This is a genomic window from Pseudomonas sp. PDM21, from assembly GCF_014852505.2.
Taxonomy (GTDB): domain Bacteria; phylum Pseudomonadota; class Gammaproteobacteria; order Pseudomonadales; family Pseudomonadaceae; genus Pseudomonas.
On sequence record NZ_CM181223.1, the window covers coordinates 2,037,650 to 2,054,779 of the forward strand.

The window sequence follows — 17,130 nt, forward strand, 5'->3', positions numbered from 1 at the left end:
TTAGATTTGACGAACCTTGCTAAGGATGGGTGTGACGCATGGACGAGATACTGGCAACTGAAGGATCAGAAGAGCAGGGAGATGTAGCCGCTGCCAAGCCGCAAGGCCAATCAACCCCGAGCCTGGCAAAGGCTGGCTTGCCATCCTCTTCTGTCAAAGAGCCCGATTACGTACCTCCTGACTTCAGTGGCAGCCGGCGGACCCGAATCGGATCGAGCTTCATAGAGCAGTTCGTTGCTGGCCACGATGCGAGCGATGTCCTGCGTGAGCTGGTCCAGAATGAATATGACGGCGGCGGTGAAAAGCTCACGCTCACCTTTGGGAGCCGCTCTCTCGAGGTAACCGGCACTGGCCGAAACATCGACCGCAATGGATGGGAGCGGCTTTCGGTCATTGTTGGCACCGGCAACGTAATGGGGAGCCAGCAAGCAGAAGTGGTAGCTCCAAAAGAAAACGGGATTGGCTCTAAGAATTTTGGCCTGCGCTCTCTCTTTCGTTTTGGTGATGAAATCCACGTGCGCTCTGCCGGACAGGTAGCGCTGCTTGATCTTCAGACACAGGAAACGGGGCTCGAACGGGATCCTGCATCACTCAAAGTCAAAGGTGTTCGTGTCCATGTGCCCTATCGGCAAAAGTCGACCGAGAGGCTCGAGGCCTTCACGGTCGAGCGCGAGGAGCATGCCATTGAGCTGATGGCGAGGGGTATGCCGGACACATTGGTCAAGCTTGCGCTCAGCGGCAAAAAGCGAGGCCTGCGCGAAGTCAGTATTCACTCGATTCGAACGGGGCGGACCCTACACTGGAAGCAGGACGCAAAGTCGGAACGCTGTCGGGCTGCCGGCGTCACTATGGTGATGCGGACCGGGAGGCTGTTGGACAGCAATGACAAAAGAGTCACGTTCCAAGAGGCGGAATTCTCGCGATCAGTGGAGATCCCGGCTGATCACGCAGGACGTCTCTTCCCGGCCTACTACAAGGTTTCTCGTGGTCGGGTGACTGTAGCAATCTCAGTCCCCATTGCTCGTAAACGGATCGACCTCGCCCAGACGGGGCACTTCTATTATCCGCTGAAGGCACCTTCGTCGCTCACCGGCTGCGCTGTCAGTATCAGTGCACCGTTCGAGCTTAACACTGACCGCAGTGGGATCAATGACCTCACCTGGAACGACTGGCTCATCGATCAGGCTCTAGACCTGACAATCGATCTGCTTAAAGCAGACTGGTTCGACCGTTATGGCGCGGATGCCTTTAAGGCACTGATCAGCAATGGAAACGGCAATCCGAGTCACTTTCTCAGAAAAATCAAGGAGCGTCTTTCAAGCGACGCTTGCTGGCCTACAGGAGATCTGGCTCGAGCACCATTCGCCCGTGTAAGGGATATTGTTCTTCCCGAGGGCCCCGAGCTTTTCGGATTACTCAATCGTGAGCACTATCTTGCACCGACGCTTGCCGACGATGAGATGGTGTGTGGTCTAGCTGCCGAAAGAGGTGCGATGAGATTCACAATATCGTCCTTGGTTCGGCTGCGATGCGCCGGTCAGAACGAAAGAGTTCTCGAGACTAAACTGGGCAGCGATGCCAATCTTCACTTTACGGATTACACCGCAGCTCTTACTAGCATACACAGGCAGAAGCACCAGGCTGAGGTGTTGTCCGTGTATCAACGGCGACTTACAAAGCAGCATAAGGCTGATCTTAGTGGTACGGCGTCGACTCTGAACGCGTTAGGGATGCTTACGCCTGCATCCCGGCTTATGATCGTTAGCTCAGATCTGTGGGACGATTGCCCAGAGCCAGAAGCTAACAGGCTTCATCCAGAGCTCGTACCCTACAAAGCGATTTCAGGTCATTGCCGAATATTCAATGAGGAGAAGTGGCTAATCGATGCCGCGGAACGGGCCGCCAAGGCCGCTCCTAATGATCGGGAGCGCGAAACCCTTTACCGAAAACTCCTGACACGCGAGGCGCCGATCAGCCGGCAGGCTTTATCAACGCTCCGTAGCAATCCGGTAGTTAAGAATCAGCGTGGTGAGTGGGTCACGCCAGAAGCCATGGTGCACCTCAAGAAGCCCATCGCACGCCTGCTTGACCCTGCGATCGATGCTCCGTCGAAAGAGATTTTAAGCGCTCCCGGTTTAATGGCGCGCCTACGGATCCGTGACTCGCTGAAGGGCGAAGACCTGGTGCGCTACGCACGAGTGTTGATTGAGCGACCCGAGTCTTCAGAGCGGTTCGAGAAGCTGCTCACCAACAATCTTAAGTTGTTGAGCCGTCCAATTATCGAGGAGTTACAGGAGATTCCTTGGCTTCGGGCGCGGTCAGGACAGCTTTCCGCGCCCAAAATGCTGCATTTCGATACTCAAGCAAATCGGGTTTGCATCGACGACAACGATCGCATTGTTGGTGGGAAAAACGAGCTTCTCTATCGCAAGTTGAAGCTCAAGGTTTCGCCTGACTCCGAAACGCTACTGGATATCATCAAAAGCAAGAGGGCTGAGGGCTTGATGCCCAATCGGCCAGATCTGCTCTATCCCAGCCTTGTCTTGGCAATGGAGCGCGAACGCCGTGCTATGTCTGATATTGCCAAGATGCCGATTTGTTGGGTGTATGGTGCCTACCATGCACCTTCTGAGATCCTTGCCGGCGATCGGATTCCAAAACCGTTAATGGAGGCGATCCCGACTTACTACTCTCCTGGAGCGGTTAGCCGAGCGTATCAAGATCTCGGCGCACCGGCCCAAGCAAACGAGAGTCACTGGGCGCGCTTCTTTCGACATGTAGGAGCCGAGTGGGTCAAAGAATCACCGTTGCCTCGTCACCGTCAACGCATGCTGCTCGAGGCCTACAAGGCGCGCCGAGGTCTTGGGTTGCCAAACGAGCTCGAGGGTGTTCGTTGTCTAATCGACGACCAAGCGAGGCTCTTTACACTTGATGAGCTACGCAATGGAAAGCTTGTTGAGCCAGACTTCCAAGCTCTCGAGGAGGCACTGCGTCGTGCCGGCAGTAAGATAGGAGTCATTGAGCGATCGGAGAGTTCTCGAGCATTCTTTGCATCACTCCGTATTCGTCCATTGTCTGCGATCGCAGGCGCTGGCGAGCCAGTGTTCGGTCCCCCGGGCAAAGTACTGGCCTGGTATGCCAAGCAATGCGAGCAGACAATCGCTATGTTGCGACGACCACTTTTTGCTCGGGCGCTGTATGAGATTGCCTATCGAAATCGGCATGGTCTTCAAGGCTTTGAGCCTTCGTCGCTGGCTAAGATCACAGAGCACCTTAGCGCTATCCAGGAAATTGCTTTCTTCCAGAGCATGGAGCGGCGTTACAGCGTCGGTGGCACGAGCATTCGTGTAGCCGCGGAAGTGGCTGTCAGTAGAGAGCAGATCGGAGTCATTTCCCCTAGTTCAAGAAATAACTTCCGACTGCTGCTCGCCGAAGCGCTAGCAGAGATCGCGGGGGCTACCAGTGTCGCGACAATGCGCAGTATCGCCAATTCGTTCCTTCCGCTTCTTCTCTGTGATACCCGCAGAGATCTGACGGAGTATCTCAATCGAATGGGAATTCCGCATGGAGTTCACTGGGATGGCGACGAAGAAGACGTTGATCTGGATGACAGCGCAGAAAGTGACGATGACCCAGAAGAACTTCTTTTGCTTCAGGTCTTTGAAAAGCTTGATACGAGAGGCCCGACGAGTACAGCGGTAGTCGGCCCAGCCGGCACGCCGGCACCAGCCCCAACCCCAACAAGTCCCACGCCACCGTCCGCCCCGCCAGCGGCTCAGCCCTTTGAGCTACCAAACCTCGATGATGTGTCGCTGACGGTTGAGGCAGCCAAGGGTACAAAGATTGGGGATCGTCCTGTGCAGGGAGGCTATGGAGGTGGTGGAGGATCCTCCGCTGGTTGGCTTCCACCGACCGCTGATGATAATGAACGGTTTGCGATCCTGGGGCGGCGAGGGGAGGAGCTCATCTATCGCATGGAGCTGCAAAAAGTCCGCGATATGGGCTATGACGAGCCCGAGCGCTACGTCATCTGGACATCACGGAGCGAGCCTGGCGCCGACCACGACATTCGTTCGATTGACGCCGAAGGGCGGCCGCGTTGGCTCGAAGTAAAGTCAACTATGGGCGTTGATGGCAGATTCGAATGGTCGCGAAAGGAGTTCGAGAAGGCGTTGTGCGAACGAGAGCGCTACGAGTTGTGGCGAGTCTATCAAGTCGCTGATTATGCACCGGTTGCAAAATGCTTCCCTGATCCGACACGCATGCTTGGAGCTCGTCAGATCACCATTGAGCTCGGCATGTTACGCGCCAACATTGAGAAGTTGGACTGATACTATCGTGAGCGCTGCTTGCTTTCCCTGCGGTGTTACCGGTTTTGCCTGGTTCGCTAAAGGCCATTTTGCGATCTCGGTGATGGGGGAGAGCGTTGCGTCTTTCATTAAGCTCTAGCCCATACAAAGACGTGTGTTCAGGGGCTTCGTTGATGCCCCCGGCACCGATCTGCTCCATCCATTGGCATGTGCCTAGGGTTGGCGGAGAGCTAGCAGAAGGCTTAGCAGAGGCGGTCTTCATTGGTGATAAATAGTTACTTTGATACACGAGGCGTGGCTTACCCATTACGATATGTCTAGATCTTAAATCTCGCTCGACATGGTGAGCTAAGTGTGATATCAAAATGACTCTATGCCTGATAGTTGAGGCTGCGGAATTTAACCTGCAGTTAAATACAAAATTACGTGTTTACTTCTTCCCGGAATGGACCCATGGCGAAGCGAGATCCAAACAAAAATAAGCTGAAACCTGTCAATCAAGCAAAAGCTAAATTAAGAGGGGTGATCGCTGCCGCTCGCAATGCGACAACTTATAATGTTAGAGGATCTCATAGCTACGATTTTTCTTTGCGGAAATCGTCTTTTGCCCAATCATTGAACGTCAATCTCCTGTTGGCCAGGCAGGAACTCCCTTTCAATGATTATAACGAGTTCTTAGGATGGGCTGATAGCCAGCAGGATAAGTTGCTTCCTCAGTCGTTCAAGGAAGTTAAGCCCACACTTTCTAGCTTAAGCTTTACACGTGAAACAAAGGAAATTTCGCTAATTTCTGAAGCGTTCTGGTTGTCTCACAGGTTGCAGAGGGCCAGTGAAACAATTTCGGAGTTTCTCAAATACAAAAGAAAAATTGAAGAAAATTTTTGGTCAGGCAACCTGCAAGAGCTTTATAAGCTTTTTGACGAGCTGGCGACACAGCTAGGCCAGTCAGTATGGTTAGTTGAGGCCCGGCTGTCAGTTGAGCAGGCGTTCAAGGGGTTGGAAAGCCAAAAGAAAATACTTGAAGAGATTAAAAGGGAGGCTGGTAGGGGGTTTATTCGTTTTCTTTCACATAGAATAAGTATGCGAAATGAAATGGCTGTGACAACGCAGCGATTTGCTTTGAATCTAAATTCATATATCGCTTCGAGGTCTACCTTAAAACCGGATGCTGCAAAGTATTTGCGCTTCAAGTTATGCCATGAGGTTCCGGTAAATGAGTCTGATATATGTTCAATAATCAGGTTTCAGCAGAATCATTCAATAATTGACTGCTATGAAGGGTTGGTCAGTATTGTACAAGAGTTAGTTGGGGTTGATGAGAGCAAAGACTTACTTCGGATCCTCTACGGGGCTCTTCTCAGAGTCGGTGTACATGACGAGCGCATTGCTAAGCTTGAAATGCTTTATGGTCATCGGCAGCCTGGTATTGAAAATGTTTGCAATGTTTCGCCAGCAGGGATGCTGTTAACAGGTAGGAATAAAAGCTCTATCAAAGCGGCGGCTCGAGAATTTCGTACATCGTCTCCGAAAGATGTTTTTCAGATATATATAGCTGCGGAGGCGATTTCGTACTCTCATAAGCAACAAGTAACAAAGCGCATAAAGGAGAAAAGACCTGAGCACGATTATATACGTTTTCTTGCAGATGTTATAGAGAAAAATTCTAACTCTGCTAGGTCATATGACTTTCTTGAAAAGACTTTGCGGAATTTTCAAATATTCCCGTCATGCAAAGCCTTTTTGGATATAGTCCGGAGAACATATGATCCCCTCTCGTTTAAATCCGAGAAGGGTAAGTTATATTTTCTTTTGAATAATTCGAAATTTTCCCCATTCGATGCGCCATTGGGCTCTGTGATAGAGAGTTTACTTTATCGTGGTAACGATGATCTAACGCATGCTGTGAGGAGTTTTATTGATATTAGAAGATCTGGTGCGGTCGGTAACTCTGCGTTGCCAGCGATAGCGGTTGCAAGTGCTAAAGTAACTGGTGCGTTTCAGCGATCTGATCATAAGTTGTTGGTGGACGCTCTGAATGAACAGCGGATTTCCGATGATTATCAACTTATTGAGTCTCGCTTTTCGTCTGTTGAAGTGGATGCGCTTATTTCACTCGGGGAAATTCGTAGTGCTATTCGGATATTTGGAGAAGCGATCGCTTCTGGAAAGAGCTACGCAGATCTACTCCCTTTCTCTGCATTAATAAGTAAGAGTACTCGGTGGGCGGACTTGCGCCAGTATTCTGATGAAATAGCGTTGCCAATAATTTTACATCAAATATACAAGTACGATCCGAATAACGGCTTGGCAACACTTCGTCGTACGGCGGTAGATTCGTTCCTTCGAAGCAACGATTTGGAAAGACCGTCCAGCTTATCGGAACACCTTAATAGGTTTGGCGAAGAGAACGTGGTTTTCTTTATGCGGAATCTTTGTGCGCCTGCAATCCTGGATATGTGCAAGTGCCTGGAGGGAACAAAAGCTGTAGATGAGGAGCGTTTGCGAATCCTTGGTGTCCTGTCGGAACTTGATCCTGAGGGTGCGGAGTTATATGAATCGGAAATTCTAACTCTCTCAAGTAGCCTTCGAATTAGAGAGGGGTTGAAAGTCGTAGATGGCAGCAGGATACATGTTGATATTGAGGGGATTTCACGATGGGCGCATGCAGAGCTTCAGGAAAGCCTTTCGCGTTATAGAGGTCTAGTGGAAGCAGGGGTTGGCATCGCGGATGACTTGGACGATGTGATTAAAGACTTTATGCTTCAGTCTGGACCAAAGGCTTATCTAGATGCGCCGAAAAGTGAGGCAGACGATATAGTAGTATCGATGCTCTGGCAGCTTCGTGAGAGGTTCCTGTTTGATAAGCCGCATGGGCTGAACAGCTATCTTAGCAAACGAGTGCGTCATAACTCTATAGCTGGGTATCTTCGAGGAGCCTTAGATAAGGACTCTTTAATTACCCAGATATTCGGCGGCAAGTATCGTGAAAATGTTCATTGGAGAGAAATTTTAAGCAATCATGGATATTCTACTACTGAGGTTGCGGTTGCTCTTGGACTTCTCAGGGACTTTGGTTCAAAGTTCGATGCTTTAACATCGCATCTGAAAGACGCCCTGCTTCATATTAAGAGACCTGAATATCCGCATGGATTGATTGATCTACCATTGCTTCCAGCTCTGATTTACGTGGCACGATCTGCATTGCAGTCATCTAAGTATGACTTGGGCTCATGGATCGAGGTCAGCATGGCAATGTTCTGGCTACGACTCGAGCCCTCACTGTTTCGCGTAAGAGAAGCTTTGTCTAAAGATTATAAGAGTAAGGTCGTTATTTTGTTTGACAATCTTCGGGCTGAGTTGGTCACTCAGCTCGGACGGGACAGGCAGTGCTATGAGTTAAATACCGCGCTGAATGATGCATCTATAGAACTTCAGAATTTGATTGATCGGGCTGCTGACTGGTTTAATAAGCGTCAGGGGGAATTAAGCAAGTATGCATATACTCTCACAGAGGTTGTTGATATATCTGTGCAGTCTGCCTTGACCAGGCATCGCAGTTGTAAGATCGAAATAGAAAAGGAAGTTATTCAGACAATCGAGCTACGTGCTGATGCGCTGGTGGTTATTGCTGATATCTTGCTCGTCGTTATTGGAAATATTTCCGATCACTCCGGGTGTAGAGAAAGTGCAAAATTAAAGATTTTTGCCCGAATGGACGAAGAACATGATTTGATTAATTTTAGATTTGAGAGTTTGGCTGGGCCGGAAGCATATAATGAGAAGAGCCTTGAGTTAATAGAGGCTACGCGAGCAGATATAAAATCAGGTGAATATTTGGAGAAAATGGCCCAGGATCGTCGTAGTGGTTTGTTTAAGGTTGCGTCAATAGTCCAGCCTGAGGCGGGGGGGAGAATTGAGTTTGGTTTTGATTCTCCATCATGTTTCATTCTGGATTTGGATCTGGCGTTAAGGGTCGAAAGTATCGATCTTAATCCTTATGCATCGGAGTTGAGTGATGAGGTTGCTACTTGTTGAAGATGAGGGGCCTAAAGCTGAGAAAATAGTATCTTGTCTCTTGCGTGGGTTAGATGAACCGGATATTCATGTTGCCAAGTCCGTTCGCTCTGCTCTCAAGAGGCTTGATCAGATACCATATGATCTTGTTGTTCTTGATATGTCGCTGCCAACTTTTGACGTGAGTGAAGACGAACATGGCGGTCGCCCACAAGGGTTCGGTGGGGTCGAGGTTATGCGAGATATGATCAACTATGAAGTGCGTACGCCTGTCATAGTGGTTACCGCATATGAGCACTTTATTGCCGATGGTGATGAAGAATTGGCTCATGGCAAGGAATCCACTATAAAAGAGCTGAGGGATGAGCTTTGCTTAGAATTCTCTGAGATATTCATTGAGCTAATTAAGTATGATACCTTCACTGACGAATGGCAGGCTCAGTTACTTGAAAGCATTGGGGATATTGAGGGGTTGTTTTGAAAATTCTGATCATTGATGATAACCGAGCAAAGATTTTTCCTCTGATAAAAGGTATGGTTGCGTTAGATATTCCCAGAGAAAACATTCATACTGCGGAAACTGCTTCAGATGCTCGCTTGAAACTTAGAGGAGAGCTTTACGACTTAGTAGTCCTGGATCTTTGCCTTCCAGATGTTCTAGAAAGTGATCCGTCGTTAGATGTGGTAAGGAATTTGCTCGATGATTTACAAAGTGAAGACTCTGATCTACTCCAGCCAAAATTGATTGTCGGATTTTCTGCGTACGAAGAGTATATTTCGCAATTTCAGAGCCTTCAGATTTTTAGCTCGATGGTTTTCCATCGGTATGATGAGAAAACAGATGATTGGTTGAGTGGTATTATTAATTGTGTTCGGTATATGCTGAACATTGAAGCAGGAAAGAAAGAAGAAGCAGAGTCTGTTGATCTATGTGTTATCACTGCTCTTTATAGTCCTGAATATACAGCGGTTTTGGACTTGCCGTGGAAGTGGGGGGATCCGGAGCTGCTGGATCACTGTACCTCTATTAGGAGAGGAAGTTTTGTTTCCGGGAGGAAGACCTATTCTGTCGTTGCTGCTCATTGTCTAAGAATGGGTATGGTGGCGGCTACTATATTGGCTACTAAGCTTATTTCTTTGTGCAAGCCAAGATTCATCGTTATGCCGGGGATTTGCGCTGGGGTTCCCAATAAAACAAGTTATGGGGATGTTATTTTAGCAAATCCAAGCTGGGACTATCAGTGTGGCAAGCGAATTACAAATGACGATGAATCACAATTTTTTATTGCGCCGCATCAAATCCATGTCAGCGAAACTGTTGAGTCTCGAATGTTGCAGATTTCACGAGAGCCTGGGCTTCTTACCAAGATTAAAGAGGAGTGGAGAGGGGAGAGGCCTTTAACTGAACTTCGTCTTCTATCTGGCCCTGTTGGATGTGGGTCTGCTGTTCTTGCTGACTATGCAATAGTCAAAGATATTATTGAAAAGCAGCAGCGAACGTTGCTTGGCATCGAAATGGAGATTTATGGTGTTTATTGTGCTGCGAATAGTGCCCCAGAGCCTAGGCCTACTTTTTTTGCTGTGAAATCAGTATGTGATTATGCTGACAATCAGAAGAATGATATATATCAGAAGTACGCAGCGTTCACCAGCGCCAGGGTAGTCCAGGAGTTCTTTGAGAGATTCACGTCTGAGTTTTAAGGTTATGTTGGAAAAATCCCTTTTGATGGCAGCGCTCGAATTTTAGTCGGGGTGTCATAGTGGCTGGTGTAGGCTTTTGCAGGCAGTGACCGACAATGCTTGAGCGAGTGTCATGGAATTAGTCGCGGAGCTAAGGCACACCAGTAGCTCGATCTGTGCACCTCGGTCAGTCGCCTGGAGGGCCTCCTGCGCGGGCGTGAAGTACGGTACTGCAATTCGAATATATGCTGCTGTGTTCATCGAGCGAGTGGACGGGCGGAGAACCTGATCCTCGCCCGGGCTATTTGTGTGGATACTGGAGTCCATCATGAGGCAGTTCCTAGTCCATGGAGTTGGGCACAGGCTCCCAGCAAGCGAGGCCGAACATCAACCTAGCCTGCGGCCGAATCAGTAAGGCGCAAATCGTTGTCGATCGAGTTGGATGCTTTCGTAGGCTGCTAGATGCTCAAAGGATTCATCGTCGGGTTGGGGATTGCGGGGTGGGTACCGACCAGGTATCTAGACGGCTGTGGCGGCTTGCGGGCCTCCCTGGTTGGGCATCTATGGCGACGCTTACCGTGGCCATCATCTGGCTCGGATTGCTTTGGGTAGCTTCCAAGAGATCCCAATCAACTCGACCAGCACTCGCGGCGTTACTGGAGAATCTCTCGGGCGGGCTAAAAAACTGGGCTGCCAGTCTCTTTTCTATGTGCCTAGTTATGCTCGGTGCCACGTTTCTCGCACCGGCAGGGCACCTTCAGACCGCGCTGCTTTGCGGATGGCTGTGCATATGCCTCGCACTTTGTAGTCATTCGGTTGGCAATCTCGCCGAGGGAGTCATCGACTACAAATTCCGCCACCGAGCGTAGCCATTGGGCGTGGGTTACGACTTAAGTCTTGGCTGCTGATTTGCGCCGGATCAGGTAAGTGGTAGTTGGTAACGAACAAAATAAGAAAGACCGCTAGCTCGTTTCAGGTGCTGGCGAAGGAGGACAAGGATGAGCTCAAGCCACTCGACGCACGAAACACGCGTCGCCGTACTGGTCGACTGCGACAACGTTTCCCCAGACATCTTGGAGCATGCGCTGCGTGTAGTAGCGCAATTCGGACGCGTCGTCTTACGCCGCGGATATGGAAACCACGCAACGCTAAGCCATCGCTGGCAGGAAGCCTTGGTACGCCAGGCTTTCACTCCGTGTCTGCAGTACCAGTACGCCGCCGGAAAGAACACCGCAGATATCGCCCTGGCGTTGGATGCGCTCGAGGCGCTGTTCGACAGCCGAGCTGACACCTTCTGCCTCGTCACCAGCGACTCCGACTTCGCCTATCTCTGTCGCAAGCTCAGGGAGCGTGGAGCCACGGTTTGCATCGTTGGTGAGCCCAAGACGCCAGACGCTTTGCGAAATGCCAGCGACCAGTTTTTCGAGTGGGTACGTCCCCTTGAGCCTGTTGCGGAGCCGAACGCTGACGTCGCCGGTAAGGCCGCTGCCAAAACCGATGTCTGCACCAAGACCGATCCCGCAAAGCAGGAGCCGGTGAAATCGCCCGTGAAGCGCCGGCCTCGGTTCGTCGTTGATGCGGTTTCACTGCTTGCCAGCGATACCAGCGAAGGGAAGGTCGCCATGGGCGCTTTGGGTCAGTACCTCAAACGAACTGATCCAGCCTTTTCCCCCAAGACATACGGTCACTCTGGCTTGCTCGACATGATCAAGACCTATGACCTCCTGTGCGTGATCCAGGAGCCTGGTGGTCATCGATCCGTGTCACTTGCCGCAAAGGATGAGCTGTCTGGCGATTTGGTCGCTGAAAGCTCCGCAGGCTAGCCGTAATTGGGATGCCAGGTTTAGCACCCGCGACCTAACGCATCTATCGACTTTGCAGCTGTTGCCGTTACAGTGCAGAGGCCCCCGTAGTCAGAAGCAAGGATTGCCGTTCGGATGGCTTTATCACCTCAACCCAAGAGCCTGATCTTTGACCTGGAGGTCGCCCCCGGAAAGGGAGAGAAGCCTGACCGCATTTTAATGGTTGGTGCTCTGCGTCCAGACACTGAAGACGTGCTCGAGGTAACGATCGCCGGCAATCTTAGCGAGACGCTGGGCCGGCTCGATACGATGGGAAGCGGGGCCAGCTTTGTGCTCGGACACAACGTCATTGAGCATGACCTAGCGATCCTTCGGCAGCAGGCACCACAGCTCAAACTTCACCAGCTACCTGTGATCGACACCCTACGGTTGTCACCGTTGGCGTTCCCGCAAAACCCCTATCACCGGCTCGTCAAAGACTACAAACTCATTCGCGATAGCCTCAACTCACCGCTGTCGGACTGCCGCGCGACGCTGACTCTGTTCAAAGACCAACAAGCTGCATTTGCTCAGCTCAACACGTCACGGCAGGCAGAGTTGCTCTGCTACCAGGCTCTGCTCGCTCCCTCGATGGACGCCGACCTGGGGCACTTCTTCTACAGTTTGACCGGACAGCTACCGCTGGATGTGCCCAAGCTCCGCGGACGACTCGTTGAGCTGCTCCAAGAGAATGACCCCACATTGAGCCGGGCCCTGAAGGTCTGCTCAACCCGCCTCTCCCAGCTCCTCGACGTCGACCTCCTCGATTCCGACCTACACCTTCCACTGGCATACGCCTTAGCTTGGCTGCGTGTCTCTGGCGGCAACTCCGTGCTTGCGCCCTGGGTGCGGCACCAGTTCCCAGATGTAGGGCGACTGATCGCCGAGCTACGAGATACCCCTTGCGGCCAATCCGACTGCGACTACTGCCACACGACTCACGATCCGCGGCACGAGCTCAAACGATACTTTGGATTCGATGATTTCCGCCGGGAGCCAGATGGCCGAACCTTGCAGCACGACGTGGTGCTAGCAGGCATGCGTAGCGAGCACGTGCTGGCTATCTTGGCGACCGGTGGTGGCAAGTCCCTGTGCTACCAATTGCCAGCCCTGAACCGATTCCACCGCAACGGTAGCCTGACCATCATCATTTCCCCGCTTCAGTCCCTGATGAAGGACCAGGTCGACGGACTACTGGCTCGAAACGTCCAATGCGCAGCAACGCTAAACGGCCTCCTGACAATGCCCGAACGCGCCGACGTTCTGGAAAAAGTCCAGCTTGGTGACGTCGGGATATTGCTCGTCTCCCCAGAACAGTTCCGCAACAAAGCCTTCCGGCGAGCCATCGCCCAACGACAGATCGGTGCATGGATTTTCGATGAGGCTCACTGCCTTTCGAAGTGGGGTAACGACTTCCGCCCTGACTACCAATACGTTTCCCGATTCATCAAAGAGTTCACGGATGACGGTCCGCTTGCGGCTATTGGTTGCTTCACCGCGACTGCAAAGCCCGATGTGATTGAAGACATCTGTCAGCACTTCCGGGAGCAGTTGGGCATTGAGTTCAAGTCCTTCTTGGGCACCCATGAGCGCACCAACCTCTCATTCGAAGTCTTTCCGTGCACGCGCGCGGAGAAATGGCGCCGCACCCATCAGATGCTCCAGGACGAACTGAATGGCCAGGACGGAGGGGCGGTTGTGTTCGTTTCCAGCCGAAAAGGTGCCGAGGAGCTCTCTGACTTCCTCATAGGGCAGTCCTGGTCGTGCAAGCACTTCCATGCTGGCTTAGAGCCCCATGAGAAGAAGGACATCCAGGACGAGTTCAAAGCCAGCAGCCTTCGCGTCATCGTCGCCACAAACGCCTTCGGTATGGGGGTGGATAAGGCCGACATCCGCCTAGTCGTACACGCAGACATCCCGGGCTCGCTCGAGAACTACCTCCAGGAGGCTGGGCGTGCTGGTCGTGATCAAGGGCAGGCACGATGTGTCTTGCTCTACGACGCGCAGGATATCGAGACCCAGTTCGGTATGTGTGAGGGCTCGAAGCTCACCTTGCGGGACATCCAACAAATCCTGCACAAGCTCCGGAAGGAGTACAAACGTCGCAAGGGCGGAAAGCTCGTAATCACTGCTGGCGAAGTCCTCATGGATGAGCAGGTTGATACCAGCTTTGAAGCAGGTGAGCGTGACGCGGAAACCAAAGTGGTGACTGCAGTGGCTTGGTTGGAGCGAGGTCAGTTCCTCAAGCGCGAGGAAAACCAAACGCAGATCTTCCCAGCCAGCCTGAAGCTGAAAAAGGAGGACGCAGATAAGCGACTCGCCACTGCTCAGCTCCCGCCCCGACGGCTCGAGGAGTTCAAAGCCATACTGGACTACCTGTACGGAGCCAGTGCCGATCAGCGAATCGACACCGATGCTTTGATGGCTCTCACCAGCTCGACATCTGAAGAAGTGGCCGCCACGTTGCGGCAGATGGAAGATCTAGGTCTGTTGGTCAACGACTCCAAGCTGACCCTCTACGTTCGCCATGGCGTTGTAGGAGCTTCAAATCAGCGACTTGTGGCGACCCTAGAGCTGGAGTCTGCGTTGATTGACCAGCTGCAGGAAATGGCACCTGATGCAGAGCAGGGTGGTTGGCAGGACCTTCATCTGGCACCACTAACCGCGGCACTGAAAACTGCCACTGGCGACGCCCAGCTTATTCCTCTGCATGTCCTGCGCTTGCTGCGAAGCTTGGCTCAGGATCGTGACGATGATAGTCAGCAACGAAGCAGCTTCGAGATCCGCCAGATCAATCAGGACTACCTCAAGCTTCGTATCCGAGGTGGCCATACGTGGCGCGGCATTCAAAAGCTGGGCGAAAAGCGGCGCGCTTTGGCCGGTGTGATGCTGAAGTTCATACTCGGAAAGCTAGCGCCCGGCGAGCGAAGTAAAGACTTGCTCGTCGACACCACCTTTGGCGAGCTGGCTACTCTCATCGATCAAGACCTGGAGCTCCGTGCCCGTATTCCCGAGTCCGAGCGTCGTCGTGCCGTAGAGCATGTGCTGCTCTACATGCACAAGCAGGAAGTCCTCACGCTGAACCACGGTATGACAGTCATGCGCCGGGCGATGACTGTAGAAATCAACCCTGAGAAGAAATCGGGCTATCTCAAGGATGACTACCTGAAACTCGATGAGCACTACCGAGAGAAGCGCATTCAGGTGCACGTAATGCGTGAGTACGCTGAAGTCGCCTGTGAAGAAATGGCTGCAGCGCTGCGCCTGGTGATGCACTACTTCAACGATCCCAAAGACGAGTTCATTGAACGCTACTTCGCTGGTCGCGAAGAGGTCCTAAAACTCGCCACCAGCGAAGAGTCTTGGCGGGCGATCGTTGAGAATCTGAGCGTTGCACAGCGCGTCATCGTCGAAGACAACGAAGACCAGAACCGCCTCGTGCTTGCAGGCCCAGGCTCCGGAAAGACCCGGGTGATCGTGCACCGTATTGCCTATCTCCTGCGGGTACGGCGGGTACCAGCTCGATGCATTGTCGCGCTCACGTTCAACCGCCACGCAGCGAATGAGATTAAGCAGCGCCTACTCCGGCTGGTTGGCGCTGATGCGTATGGCGTGAACGTCATGACCTACCACCGCATGGCCATGCGACTCACCGGCACTCGCTTCGAGCGTGGTGAAACCGTGGAAGAAGGGCGCCTATCACTCGTACTCTCGGACGCAGTGGAGCTCCTGGAAGGTAAACGCCAGGTCGAAGGTGAAGACGACCTGCGTGAGCAGCTGCTACGTGGCTACCGCTACATTTTGGTGGATGAGTATCAGGACATTGACGATGTCCAGTACCGGCTGATTAGCGCGTTGGCCGGCCGCAAGGCAGAGGAGGAGGGCCGGCTTTGCATCCTGGCTGTAGGTGACGATGACCAGAATATCTATGCTTGGCGCGACACCAGCAATCGCTTCATCGAGCAATTCCGAGAAGACTACTCAGCGTCTAGCAGTTACCTCGTCGATAACTACCGCTCGAGCCGCAACATCATCGAAGCCGCCAACCAGGTGATTGAGCGAAACCCCCAGCGCCTCAAGAGCCAGCACCCGATCAAGATTGACGTGAAACGGACTGAGAATCCCCGTGGCGGTCTTTGGGAGGAGAAAGATCCCCAGCGGAGAGGGCAGGTCCTCCGCCTACTCATCGGTGGCGACGAATCTACGTACAGCAACCTCCAAGCTCAGGCTGCAACCGCAGAGCTACAGCGTTTGATCGGCGTCGAGTCCGGTGAATGGCAGGGTTGTGCCGTACTTGCTCGCAACCACCAATACCTCTGGCCGATTCAAGCATGGTGCGAACAACACGGGGTGCCGTACTACCTGGCTGCAGATAAAGATGGCGTACTGCCAATCACTGCACAGCGCGGATTTGTTGCAGTAATTGAATACCTGCGTGCCTCCGGCGAGTCATTGTCACCGGCGCACTGGTGGCGTCGACTCGATCAGACGTCCTTACAGCCTGAATGGCACACCTTCATGAGTCTGGCCTTTGCTGAGTTGCTGGCCGAACTAGGAGATTGCGAGCTGGGGAGCCAAGCGGTTGTCGACTGGCTGTACGACTACGCTCGCGAACTGCGACAGCAGCCTGCTCAAGGTCTCTACCTGGGCACCGTGCACTCGGCCAAAGGCTTGGAGTTCCGGCACGTCGTTCTCCTCGACGGCGGATGGAGCAATCGCCCTGACACGCTCAGCGATGAGCGCAGGCTCTACTACGTAGGTATGACCCGGGCTGAGCAAACCCTCACCGTATGCGAGTTCGCTGCCGGCAATCCCTTCAGCTCGCACCTGAACAGCTCAACGACAAGCAAAGTCTTCCACAGCGAACCGCTGCCGGCGCTTGAAAAGCGCTATCTGCAGCTCTCGCTCAAGGACATAGATCTCGATTTCGCCGGACGTCAGCCAGCGGAAGCAAGCATTCACAGAGCGCTCGCCAACCTCAAGCCTGGCGATCAGCTCCAGCTCAAACCCAGCGACGGTCGCTATCTGATTCTCGACTACAAGGGTGAAGTCGTAGGCCGCACCGCCAAATCGTTTCAGCTTCCCCTTGAATTAGAAAGTTGCGTGGTGGCAGCTGTGCTGGTGCGCCGTTCGGATAGTTGTGACGTGAGTTATAGGTCTACTCATCGCGCCGTTCAGTGGGAGCTGATTGTACCTAATATACTTGGTTTAAAGGTTGTATAAGTACGGATGGTTTAAGGGGCGTGTCTGTCGGGGGTTTGAAATATGTTCCTCGCTAAGGTTGT

Annotated in this window: 6 protein-coding genes; all 6 read left to right on the forward strand. The window is 52.4% G+C overall.

The genetic code is table 11. The annotated features are described in order from the left end of the window. The first annotated feature begins 38 nt into the window (after positions 1-38). The 6 genes from IB275_RS09825 (at position 39) to IB275_RS09850 (ending at position 17,068) form a co-directional block, all read left to right on the forward strand. Positions 39-4,331, forward strand: coding sequence for a protein NO VEIN domain-containing protein (locus IB275_RS09825; RefSeq protein WP_192288885.1), 4,293 nt, complete (start codon positions 39-41; stop codon positions 4,329-4,331). Positions 4,332-4,763: 432 nt separating this feature from the next. Next, positions 4,764-8,345 carry a hypothetical protein gene (locus IB275_RS09830; RefSeq protein WP_192288883.1) on the forward strand — a complete coding sequence of 1,194 codons (3,582 nt, stop codon included), beginning with the start codon at positions 4,764-4,766 and terminating at the stop codon, positions 8,343-8,345. Then, positions 8,326-8,805, forward strand: a complete 480-nt coding sequence (locus tag IB275_RS09835; protein WP_192288881.1) for a DNA-binding transcriptional response regulator — start codon at positions 8,326-8,328, stop codon at positions 8,803-8,805. Before IB275_RS09830 ends, IB275_RS09835 begins: the two co-directional genes overlap by 20 nt. Next, positions 8,802-10,025: a phosphorylase family protein gene (locus IB275_RS09840; RefSeq protein WP_192288879.1), complete on the forward strand. Its 1,224-nt coding sequence runs from the start codon at positions 8,802-8,804 to the stop codon at positions 10,023-10,025. The genes IB275_RS09835 and IB275_RS09840 overlap by 4 nt, the downstream gene beginning before the upstream one ends. Positions 10,026-11,002: 977 nt before the next feature. After that, positions 11,003-11,827 (forward strand): NYN domain-containing protein, encoded by an 825-nt coding sequence (locus IB275_RS09845; protein ID WP_192288877.1) that lies wholly within the window; start codon positions 11,003-11,005, stop codon positions 11,825-11,827. A 114-nt stretch (positions 11,828-11,941) separates the two neighbouring features. Next, positions 11,942-17,068, forward strand: coding sequence for a RecQ family ATP-dependent DNA helicase (locus IB275_RS09850; protein ID WP_192288875.1), 5,127 nt, complete (start codon positions 11,942-11,944; stop codon positions 17,066-17,068). Positions 17,069-17,130: the final 62 nt, after the last annotated feature.